The 10,883-nt window shown below is 61.3% G+C and carries 10 protein-coding genes; 6 read left to right on the top strand and 4 right to left on the bottom strand.

Annotation, left to right across the window (positions count from 1 at the left end; genetic code table 11):
• The 5 genes from PTE30175_RS03875 to PTE30175_RS03855 form a co-directional block, all read left to right on the top strand.
• On the top strand, nucleotides 1-192 hold a 192-nt coding region (locus PTE30175_RS03875), incomplete at its 5' end, for an ureidoglycolate lyase (protein WP_191628814.1).
• Between the two features lie 340 nt (nucleotides 193-532).
• A complete protein-coding gene (locus PTE30175_RS03870) occupies nucleotides 533-1,957 on the top strand; it encodes a circularly permuted type 2 ATP-grasp protein (protein ID WP_191628812.1) in 1,425 nt (474 codons plus the stop codon).
• Nucleotides 1,958-1,967: 10 nt separating this feature from the next.
• Complete coding sequence (locus PTE30175_RS03865; protein ID WP_150695717.1) at nucleotides 1,968-2,936, top strand: alpha-E domain-containing protein; 969 nt, start codon at nucleotides 1,968-1,970, stop codon at nucleotides 2,934-2,936.
• 4 nt (nucleotides 2,937-2,940) lie between these two features.
• A complete protein-coding gene (locus PTE30175_RS03860; RefSeq protein ID WP_150695716.1) occupies nucleotides 2,941-3,744 on the top strand; it encodes a transglutaminase family protein in 804 nt (267 codons plus the stop codon).
• A 57-nt stretch (nucleotides 3,745-3,801) separates the two neighbouring features.
• The gene (locus PTE30175_RS03855; protein WP_150695715.1) at nucleotides 3,802-4,650 is read left to right on the top strand and encodes a proteasome-type protease; all 849 of its coding nucleotides are present in this window, start codon (nucleotides 3,802-3,804) and stop codon (nucleotides 4,648-4,650) included.
• Nucleotides 4,651-5,361: 711 nt separating this feature from the next.
• On the opposite strand, the gene PTE30175_RS03850 is transcribed toward PTE30175_RS03855, so the two are convergent.
• From PTE30175_RS03850 to PTE30175_RS03840, 3 genes are read right to left on the bottom strand one after another with little or no spacing between them, the layout of a single operon-like run.
• The gene (locus PTE30175_RS03850) at nucleotides 5,362-6,030 is read right to left on the bottom strand and encodes a hypothetical protein (RefSeq protein ID WP_150695714.1); all 669 of its coding nucleotides are present in this window, start codon (nucleotides 6,028-6,030) and stop codon (nucleotides 5,362-5,364) included.
• Nucleotides 6,027-7,448, bottom strand: coding sequence for a hypothetical protein (locus tag PTE30175_RS03845; RefSeq protein ID WP_150695713.1), 1,422 nt, complete (start codon nucleotides 7,446-7,448; stop codon nucleotides 6,027-6,029). The genes PTE30175_RS03850 and PTE30175_RS03845 overlap by 4 nt, the downstream gene beginning before the upstream one ends.
• On the bottom strand, nucleotides 7,438-8,502 hold the full coding sequence (locus tag PTE30175_RS03840) for a M23 family peptidase (protein ID WP_150695712.1): 1,065 nt from the start codon (nucleotides 8,500-8,502) through the stop codon (nucleotides 7,438-7,440). The genes PTE30175_RS03845 and PTE30175_RS03840 overlap by 11 nt, the downstream gene beginning before the upstream one ends.
• Nucleotides 8,503-9,175: 673 nt before the next feature.
• On the opposite strand from PTE30175_RS03840, the gene PTE30175_RS03835 reads away from it, so the two are divergent.
• Nucleotides 9,176-9,457, top strand: coding sequence for a hypothetical protein (locus tag PTE30175_RS03835; protein ID WP_150695711.1), 282 nt, complete (start codon nucleotides 9,176-9,178; stop codon nucleotides 9,455-9,457).
• Nucleotides 9,458-10,011: 554 nt separating this feature from the next.
• On the opposite strand, the gene aqpZ is transcribed toward PTE30175_RS03835, so the two are convergent.
• A complete protein-coding gene (gene aqpZ, locus PTE30175_RS03830) occupies nucleotides 10,012-10,704 on the bottom strand; it encodes an aquaporin Z (RefSeq protein ID WP_150695710.1) in 693 nt (230 codons plus the stop codon).
• Between the last annotated feature and the right edge of the window lie 179 nt (nucleotides 10,705-10,883).

Genomic DNA, 10,883 nt, shown 5'->3' with positions numbered 1-10,883 from the left:
CAGGGGGTGAACTACGCGCGCGGCGTGTGGCATCACCCGCTGCTGGCGCTGCACGAGACGTCGGACTTCATCGTCGTTGATCGCGGCGGCGACGGGCATAACTGCGATGAGCAGGTGCTGCCCGGTACCTGGCTGCTCACGCAGGCCGGTATCGACCGCGCGCTGGCGGGGAAGGCGGCGCGGGTGGCTTGACCACCGGTCGGCTGTATAACACCGCGCTAACCCCGCGCGCGATTTGCACCGCGCGCGTCCTCTCCATCCGCGAGAGGCCATCGACCGGGATAATTTGCGTTCGCAAATCACCCCGATCACTGGCGGCATGGATCGGGAGTTTTTTTGAAACCCGGCTTCGGCCGGGTTTTTTCGTTGTGGCGGGGGGGCGGTCGAATCCAAGTTTCTCTCCCGCTTTTGTTGCCGCGGCTATACTCGAAGCGCCGGGGTGGTGCGCCATGCACCGCGCCGGTGCCGGCATGCCCGGACACGCCGGGCATGCTTATTGCTCAACTCCAATACGGCATCTGCGGAGAAGCGTATGGTCGAGAGCTACAACGAAATGGCGAGCGGCACGGGCGAAACCCGTCCGCATTATCGGCGGTTCGACGACTGGCTGCGTTGCCAGTCCGATGACACGCTGACGCACAAGCGCACCGAGGCCGATTTGTCATTCCGGCGCGTGGGCATCACGTTTGCCGTATACGGCAACGACGCCGGCACGGAACGGCTGATTCCTTTCGACCTCATCCCCCGAATCATTCCGGCCCATGAGTGGCAAACGCTCCAGTCCGGCCTGCGGCAACGCGTCGAGGCGCTGAACCGGTTTATCCATGATGTCTACCACGGTCGCGATATCCTGCGCGCCGGCGTAATTCCGCCGGAACAGGTGTTGATGAACGCCCAGTATCGCCCCGAAATGCAGGGGGTCGAGGTTCCCGGCGATATCTACGCGCACATCGCAGGCGTGGATGTCGTACGGGCAGGCACACCCGATAACGGCGAGTTTTATGTGCTCGAGGATAATCTGCGCGTGCCGTCAGGCGTGTCGTACATGTTGGAAAACCGCAAGATGATGATGCGGCTATTCCCCGAGCTGTTCGCCAGGAATCGCGTGGCGCCCGTCGAGCATTACCCCGATCTGCTGCTCGATAGCCTGCGGGCCGTCGCGCCGCAAGGGGTCGACGATCCAACCGTCGTGGTGATGACGCCCGGGATCTACAATTCGGCCTACTTCGAGCACGCATTCCTCGCGCAGCAGATGGGTATCGAACTCGTGGAAGGGCAGGATCTGTTCGTGGAAGACAATCTGGTCTTCATGCGCACGACGCATGGCCCGAAACGGGTTGACGTCATCTACCGCCGCGTCGACGACGATTTTCTCGACCCGCTCGCGTTTCGCGCAGACTCCACGCTCGGCGTGCCCGGGCTGCTGTCGGTCTACCGTGCAGGGCGCGTCACGCTCGCGAATGCGATCGGCACCGGTGTGGCCGACGACAAGTCGATCTATCCGTTCGTGCCGGACATGATCTCGTTCTATCTGGGAGAAAAACCCATCCTGAACAATGTGCCGACGTACCAATGCCGCCGTCCGGACGATCTGGCCTATGTGCTCGATCATCTGCCGGAACTCGTGGTGAAGGAGGTGCACGGCGCGGGCGGATACGGCATGCTCGTCGGTCCGGCATCGACGAAGGCCGAGATCGAGGCCTTCCGGGCGCGACTGCTGTCGCAGCCCGCCGGTTACATCGCGCAGCCGACGCTGGCGCTGTCGGCGTGTCCGACGTTCGTGGAGGCCGGCATCGCGCCGCGTCATATCGACTTGCGCCCGTTCGTGCTGTCGTCGGGCAAGGGCGTGAACATGGTGCCGGGCGGCTTGACCCGCGTGGCGCTGACGGAAGGTTCGCTGGTGGTGAATTCGTCGCAAGGCGGGGGCACCAAGGACACCTGGGTTCTGGAAAAGTGAGCGAACGAACATGCTGAGCCGAACTGCCGATCATCTTTTCTGGATGGCGCGTTATATGGAGCGCGCCGAAAATACCGCGCGTCTGCTCGACGTGAATCTGCAAAACCTGCTGCTGCCGCAGGACGCGGAGGAAAGCGAACTGGACGACGCCGCGCCGGGCCCCGACGAGGCCGGCTGGCGCGCGACGTTGCGCATCTCGGAACTCGAGCCGGCCTTCAACGCACGCCACGCGCGCGCGACCAAGGCGCATGTCCTGGATTTCATGGTGCGCGATCCGGACAATGCGTCGAGCATTTATTGCTGCCTCTCCGCCGCGCGCGAAAACGCGCGCGCGGTGCGGGGAACGTTGACCACGGAGTTGTGGGAGACGGTCAATAGCACGTGGCTCGACTTCCCGCGCATCCTCGACTTGCTTGAGCGCGATCCGGCGCACCTGTTCGAGTGGGTGAAGGTTCGTTCGCATTTGTCGCGCGGCGTGAGTTTCGGCACGTTGTTCCAGGATGAAGCTTTCTATTTCACGCGGCTGGGGGTGTTTCTCGAGCGGGCCGACAATACGGCCCGGATTCTGGATGTGCGCTTCCATGAAGCGGCGGCGAAACCGGACGCCGACAGCTCGCATCCGACCGATTTCTACTACTGGGCTGCGGTGTTGCGCTCGGTCTCGGGCTTCGAGATTTACCGCAAGGTCTATCGCGATGTGATTACGCCCGAGCGCGTCGTTGAGCTGCTGATGCTCAATCCCCACATGCCGCGTTCGATGCTGTCGTCGTTGCAGGGCGTCTGCGAGAATCTCGAGACGATCTCCAACGGCCATTCAGGCGAGTGCGAGCGTTATGCCGGCAAGTTGCATGCCGAGCTGAAATACACCGACATCCAGCAGATTCAGCAGCAGGGGCTGCACAAGGTGCTGACCGAGTTTCTCGAGCGCGTGAATCTGCTCGGCAACAAGATCAGTCAAACGTTCCTGATTTCGGCCTGAACTCATGCGCCTGACCATCCGCCACGAAACGATCTACCGTTACGCCAGCCCGGTGCGCTATACGATTCAGCAACTGCGTTTGTCGCCGGCCGCCTCGCAAGTACAGCGCGTCGTGAACTGGCGGCTGTCGGCGCCGGGCAAGCTGACGCCGGCGGTCGATGCCTATGGCAATCTGATGCACACGCTGGTCCTGCACCAGCCGCACAGTGAGATCCATCTGCTCGCGGAAGGGGAGGTCGAAACGGTCGCGTTGACCGACGGATGCCTCGGCCGGGAGGAGTCGACGGTGCCTGTGCTATCGTTCGCGTCAGCGACGTCGCTGACGCGGCGCAGCGACGCGATCGATGCGATGGCGCGCGAAGCCGCGCTCGCCACGCCGGACGACCTTCTGGCACTGGCGCAAGCGATCTGCGGCCGGGTTGATTATGAGTCGGGCATCACGGAGGTGACGAGCACTGCGTCGCACGCGCTTGAGCTGGGGCGCGGGGTCTGTCAGGATCATGCTCATCTGATGCTGGCGATCTGTCGTGCGCGCGGCATTCCGGCGCGTTATGTCAGCGGCTATCTCGATCCGGGCGATGTCCCGCATGCGGCGAGTCATGCGTGGGCCGATATCTGGCTCGATGGGTTGGGCTGGGTCAGCGTGGATGTCACGCACGCCTGTTTCGCGAGCGGTAATTATTGCCGGCTGGCGGTCGGGCGCGACTATGAATCGGCGGCGCCGGTACGCGGCATGCGTAGCGGCGGCCATACGGAAGACTTGCACGTGACGGTAAGTGTCGACGCGTTGCCGGTCGTTCAACAATAGGATTTCGATGCACACGGGATCGCCCGGAAGGGGGGCGGTGCCCGATGCGGGAGTAACATGACGTACTGCGTGGCGATGCGGCTCGATACGGGCCTGGTTTTTCTTTCCGACACCCGAACCAATGCGGGCGTCGATCATGTCAGCACTTTCCGGAAGATGCTCGTGTTCGAGCGCACCGGCGAGCGGGTGCTGGTGTTGTTGTCCGCCGGCAATCTGGCGGTGACGCAGGCGGTACGCCAACATATCGTTGAAGCACGCGACACGGACACGATCTGGAATGCGAAGACGCTCACCGACGTCGCTCGTGTGGTGGGCAACGCGATTCGCGAAGTCTACGCGCGCGACGCCAAGGCGCTGGAGACATTCGGCGTCGACTTCAATTGCAGCTTTATCCTTGGCGGCCAGATCGCCGGACAGCCGAGCCGTTTGTTCCAGTTGTACTCGGCCGGCAACTTCATCGAAGCGTCTTCGGTCAATCCTTACTTCCAGATCGGTGAATCGAAGTACGGCAAGCCGATCATCGACCGGCTCGTCACCCCGTCCACGTCGCTCGACGACGGCGCCAAGTGCGCATTGATCTCGATGGACTCCACGCTGCGCTCCAACGTTTCGGTCGGACTGCCGCTCGATTTGCTCGTCTACGAAGAGAACAGCCTGCGCGTCACGCGCTTTGCTTCGCTCACGGACGATAACGCCTATTACAAGATGATCCACGACACGTGGGGCGCGCGCTTGCGTCAGGTATTTGCGGAGTTGCCGGAGCCGCAGTGGGCGGCCAGCGCGCCGGGCGCGAGCGCGGCATCATTGCCGCCGCTCGCGTCGCCACCCGACGAGATGCCGGGCGCGGGCGATCCCGTCAGCGTCCAGTCGCTTGCGCAGGATTTCGGCGGCGGTGCGCCGGGCTGAGTGCCGTTCGCGATACGTCGCTGCAACATAGGGGCGTTGGGCCGGCCACCTGCTCGTCTTGCCTATTGATGCTCGCGCCCGCCGCAACTGCCCGTCTTGCCTATGGATGCTCACGCCGGCCGCAGCATTGACCCGCTTTCCGCTTCCGGCAGAACACACGTACGCGGAAAGCGGGTCAACGCTGCGGCGAACCGCTCAAGTCGCGTCGACACACCGCCTCAAGCCGCCCAATGCTTGCCCCAGTCTGACGCGACCGCCGTCTTCACCAGCCGCTCCACGCGGCATGCCAATTCCCGGACTCGCTCTCGAGGGACCGGCGTCGACTCCGATAATCGTCATGCCGTGACACACCGGCGGTCCACACAGCCCCCGCGGCCTCGGGGCCGTAAACCGAACGAGGGTTCCGGCGCGCCACTGCGTATCGTGCGACGCGATTCATCGGCGACGACGCCGGTCGCGCTTCTCGGGTATCGGATCGTCCGTTCAAACGTACCATCACTTCACTCGCGCAACTGGACGAGCCAGATTCACGGCGCAACGCACCGTATGCACTGTAGCTTCACCGGGTCCGATTATTCCTGTGCCGATATCTCTTCTGGTGGTGAGAGGATCACAAGAAAACAGGTTGCTGCCAACGCGGAGGTGCCGAGGCCCGCGAAAAGCAAGCCTGCAAGGCCATGCATATCGTTTTTTCCGAATCTCACGATGCGCTTAGCGCGCGGGCACATCTTGGCTCGCCGGCCCACTGGCCGGCGCCGGTACGGTCGCCAGCGTGTCGATAAACTCGATGCTGCGCAAGATCTTCAGGTAGTAGGGCAGCAGATTGCCCTTCGGGTCTTCGAGCCTCATCACGTTTTCACCACCGCACACCGCCTTGGTTCCGTGAAACAGGCAAAAGGAGAGGTGGCGCTCGCGGCGCCACTCTTCCCCAAATGTGGTGTCTTGGGTCTTGTAGAACCCGCTCCCGTTGACGGAGTCCAGATTGTCTATTCTGGTGACGGGACGCAGAATCTCCGCTTCCCACTCGCTTGGGTAATCCGCAGACCAGCGGTGCGCCGTCGCATCGTAGATCCCGCCATGCCGGAGCGCTATCTCCTCTTTTGACGTCTTGGCTAGATCGTCGCAGTAAAAGCGAATCGCGAACCGGTCCATGGTCGTCTTGATCGGCGGCCTGTCGGTCCAGTATCCAGAACTCGATGGCATGGCACTCGCCAGGTGCCCGCCAAACGGATCGGTGATCCGAATGGCACACCCCCCGCCCATGTCGACGAACAGTTTGGGGGCTTCCTCCTTGCGATTCTCAGTGGCTTTGGATTGAGCCCATGCCGTGGTGGCCGAAGCCATGATGGCCGCCACAAGTACCAGTCCGGTCAATTTCATGATTTCGCCTTTTTGGGTTTTTCTCTTCTGAGAGTACGGCCTTCGGGAAAATGCAGTGTGTGGGCACCAGCCGCGTCAGGAAAGAACGGTTCTCCAACCACGGCCAGTACCTGTGCGTGGGCAACGCAACGAGCGATATAGCCGTTGAAATACCTCTCGGGATTACCCACCGCCGCGGGCAGATTGACGGCGGCCGACGCATCCCGAAAACTCATGCTGTGGTAATAGATCTTGCTCCGAGGCGGATTCGGCAAGTTCGGGTTTTTCTTGTCGGGCGGGCGTATTGCGTGCACCACGCGGCGCTCCAGAGGCTTAGCCTGGTCGGCATAACGCCCCATCTGCATCTTGGACCAATAAAAGCCAGCACTATCGGCCGGGCTGATCGGATCTTCCGGCGTTGGCGGAACCGTCTTGTCCGCCAGTTGATCACGCCAGAGGAGCATCTCAGGCGTCACGCCATTCGCGACATCGTTCAAGTACTTTTTTGCTTCTGAACGCTGCTTATTAACCTTGCCATGAGCATTCGACAAACTGTCGCGTACCTTCTGCGGTATTTGGGAGTTGCGTGCGCGATAATCCCAGTAGCTGATGTAGTTGCCCGGGTGGGTGAGCTGCAGGAAGCCCCGGCCGTCCCACGGCCAGTACCACGCATTGGGATTGTTCTCATGCAATGTGCTCAGCCACGTGGTTTCTTGCAGCGAATTACCGAAGAAGGCAGCCATACGCACCGGCGTCGTAATACAGTGCTTGCGCAAGGCAATATTCAGGTGCGGTCGATGTTTCTGACTGATTTTTCTTACGGTATCTGTCGCGATCACTGGCTCGTAGAGCAGCTTGCCGTCATTTTCGCGAAGGACCTCCGTCGGCAACAATTGATCAAACTCGTTGGCGCTCAACCACCCGCACCTCCTGAAATGCCGAATGAACTGCAGCGGATGGAAGAACCGGAGCTTCCCGTCAGGCAATCCCGTCTTGCCCCAGATGCAGAACCGCTTCGCGAAGTCGATGAACTTGTCGTATGCAGGCTTCTTGCCTTCGAAATGTTCGCCCGGCTCCAAAAGCTTCCGGTAGCGCGCCTCGACATTTGACGTATCCCATTCGGTCGGTGCTTCGCACACGAAGCCGCGTAACTGCTCCCGAACGTGCCTGCGGTCGGGATCGTTCAGGTACGCGCTGACTCTCTTGTTCTTCGCCGCCAATTCGTCCAGACTTTCGTCCAGCGAAGTGGAGCTCGCGTTCGCGTCACCCAGCATCGTCTTGAGTTGCTCGATGTCGCACAAGCCGTCGCTGTTGAACGGTCCCGCGCCTTCGCTGATCGTCCGCCAGTGCGTGAAGGACGGGAAATCCGCGTCCGAGAGCTTCACGATCGCATCGTTGCTGAGGTCGATATAGCCTTGCTTGCCCGGCTCAAAGGTCACGGCCACCCAGGTCGAACGGGGATTGGGTTGATGGGGCGAAGTGGGACCGGGCTTCGCGGGGGGGCAGCGTTGCGGGGCTCGACAGAATCCGCCCAAAGCGCAGCAGTTCGTAGCCATCACTCGGACAGGCCGGGTAGAGCTTGGTCGCACGGTCATACATCTTGTATTCGTACTCAGCCACCGGGTCCTTCACAGGCCCGTCAGTCAAATAGACGCGTTTGCCGTCGGGTGCCACCTGCCAGACTTTCGTGAACTTGTCGCCCTTGTGAAAATAAGTTTCGACATACAAGGCCTGTTTGTTTTCACCGCCTGGCAGTGGATGAAACTCGATGCCCTTCAGCTTGTTATTTCCGTCCACGCCAGGCGGTAGCGGGCTAAAAATCTGCTCCTTCGGAATCACGTAATACGTATGCCCCCAGTAATCCGTTCCCGCAGGCGTGCTCGGCTGAGCCACGTCGAGCTGCGTGGCCCCGAAATAGGCCTTGTAGTCGTCAGGCAACATGAAGATTTCGAAGTGCACGCCAAAGTGGCCCTGACACTTCCCCATATATCCGAGCACATCCTTGCGATAGACCTTCTTGCCTTCTCCCGACACCACACCTTCCGTGTCGTTCCTGAGCCAGTCCGGCAGCACATGCGGCGCACTGCCCGCCGCCGGCACACGGCCCGGCAGTTGGTTCGTGCCTTCCATATCGAGCAGGTGCATGTACAGCGAGAAGTACGTCAGCGTACGATTCTCGCCCGTCTCGGTCGTGTGCTTGAGCAGTACGAAACCGAGGTTGCTATTGAGCTGATCCGTACCGTCGGGATTCTTCGTTCCATCGCTGATCGCTTTCTTACATACCCGGTACGCGACGACATCGCCGTCGGCAATCGCTCGTACGGGCATCGCCTGATCGCGCGGATTGAGATGCAGGCCGCAATGCCAACGGCGATCGGCGGCGATGGGATACACGCCGTAATACGTTGAAAACTCGTCAACCGCATCCATCAACGGATCGAGTGCTTTCGAATTTGCCGCAACCTCCGGCAGGAACGGGGGGCTGATGATCATCGCTATCTCAGTGGGAAAGGGGGTAGCCGTCGTCGGGCGGGCTCGGATCGCTCTTGGGAAGTGCCGGCAGTGAAATACTCATGCCGTCGGGGCCCTCGAACCTGAACGACGAGGCCGCGGTCGCTCGCCATCGTTGCCCCTGCCGTGCCGAATGCCTATCTGAGGCTTCGGCCACGAAGAATAAACGCTCGATGATTGACGTTAAATGCGACGACCCTCGAATTGGGATAAATCTGAATGCGCCGTCACTCCCAACGGGATTTTTAAAACAAGCGCGTAATCCTAATGATTTGCTCGGACGATTCCGAAAGTCGGGCAAAACGATAGAATTGGCGGCATTTCGCCTTGTACATGCCGTGTGCCGCGCGTAAGCTTTTTCCATCGCGACCCAATCGCGATACGGGAGTGAGATCCCGGAGCAAGTTAAGTGGGCACACGGCCGCGCTTCGCGCGCGGTCCGTCGTGCGCGGATTGAACGCGCCGATTGATTCATCTATGGGCGGGCTCAGGTCGGGCGACCACACGGTCGGCCGTTTTGATCCACTGGACTTGCACGGCATCTCACCCCGGCCTGGTGCCCGCCCACCCGTTCGTCATCGGAACGCCATCTCTTACGTCACTCCCTCGACAGCGCTGAGCGGGCGCAAACCCACTTTGTTGTGTTGGAGGTGATATGTCTGAAGTTGAGCGTCAACTTTCCCTGGAAGACGAAGCGATTGCCCAGTGTCGCAGGGAGCAGGATGAACGTGCGGTTGAACTGCGCAATGTGACTGGCAAGATCGTCGCGCTGTCGATGGTGGGTGGCCAAGGCGGGATCGATTCGCTGGATGAGGAATTCGTGCACGCGTTCTTAGAGCAACTTGAAGAACTCGCGAGTACTGCGCATGAACTTTCGACGCAAATCTTCGAGCAGCGGAACCACCTCGTCGAGCGTGCGCAGCCTCTTGCTGCGTAACGCCCGCCCGCAGCGTCAGCTCGTTGTCCGGATGGCATGTCATCCGGGCGATTGTCGATGCGTTACCGCCCAGACCTTCGCGATAAGGCCGGAATACACAGTGGGTTTCAACGAACCGGGGCGCGTCGCGCGGTGCCGGTACGTCGAAACCCGCGTTCGGTGTGCGGCCCCGAGGCCGCGGGGCTGTGTGGACCGCTGGGGTGTCACGGCATGACGATTATCGGAGTCGACGCCGGTCCCTCGAGAGCGAGTCCGGGAATCGGCATGCCGCGTGGAGCGGCTGGTGAAGACGGCGGTAGCGTCAGACTGGGGCAAGCATTGGGTGGCTTGAGGGAGGGTGTCGACGGAACGGTGGCGGTTCGCCGGAGCGTTGGCCCGCTTTCCGCGTACGTGTGTTCTGTCGGGAGCGGAAAGCGGGTCAATGCTGCGGCCGGCGCGAGCATCAATAGGCAAGACGGGCAGTTGCGGCCGGCGCGAGCACCAATAGGCAAGACACGAGGCTGCGGCCGGCGCGAGCATCAGTACTCAAGACGCGCAGTTACGGCAGCGTTCATTTAGCGGTCATCGGCGAGGAGCGCGCGATGAACCCAGCCGCCAGCGGCACCGCCCAGCAGAGGGACGACCCAGAACACCCAGAGTTGCGACAAGGCCCAGCCGCCCTGAAACAGGGCCATGCCGGTACTGCGCGCCGGATTGACCGACGTATTGGTGACCGGAATGCTGATCAGGTGAATCAGCGTAAGGGCCAGACCGATCGCCAGCGGGGCGAACCCGGCAGGCGCATTTTTGCCGGTCACACCCAGGATGATCAATACAAAGAACGCCGTCAGCACAAATTCAGTGACCACTGCGGCCGTCAATGAGAAGCCGCCGGGCGAGTATTCGCCGTAGCCGTTGGTGGCAAACCCGGCCGTGACATCGAAACCCGCCTGGCCGTTGGCAATGAGATACAGCACAGCCCCTGCGGCGATGGCGCCGACGACTTGGCTGATGACGTAAGGCACGACATCCTTGCCCGCGATCCGGCCGCCAGTCAGCAGCCCGATAGTGACCGCCGGATTGAAATGACCACCGGAGATATGGCCGACAGCGTAGGCCATCGTGAGCACGGTCAAGCCGAAAGCCAGAGAAACGCCGACAAAGCCGATGCCCAGGTCGGGAAATGCCGCGGCCAGCACAGCACTTCCACAGCCCCCAAGGACTAGCCAGAATGTTCCGAAGAACTCTGCGGTAAGACGTTTGGTCATCCTTGAACTCCTTGCGATGAATAAATGCGCGGCGAGCCCGCCAGCGTTGAATGACCGGGGTGGTTCGCCGTCCTGTCATACAGGAACGTCTTCGATGTGGCTGTGGCGCGTTCGTTCCCAGGGGAGGGGTGACTCGGCCGAGATTGGGAAAACGCCCAAGAGCGAGCCTCGATGCCGAT

It is taken from the genome of Pandoraea terrae (genome assembly GCF_902459695.1).
Taxonomy (GTDB): domain Bacteria; phylum Pseudomonadota; class Gammaproteobacteria; order Burkholderiales; family Burkholderiaceae; genus Pandoraea; species Pandoraea terrae.
Note: the sequence above shows the minus strand (reverse complement) of the source record. Positions and strands in the feature narration are given on the sequence as shown.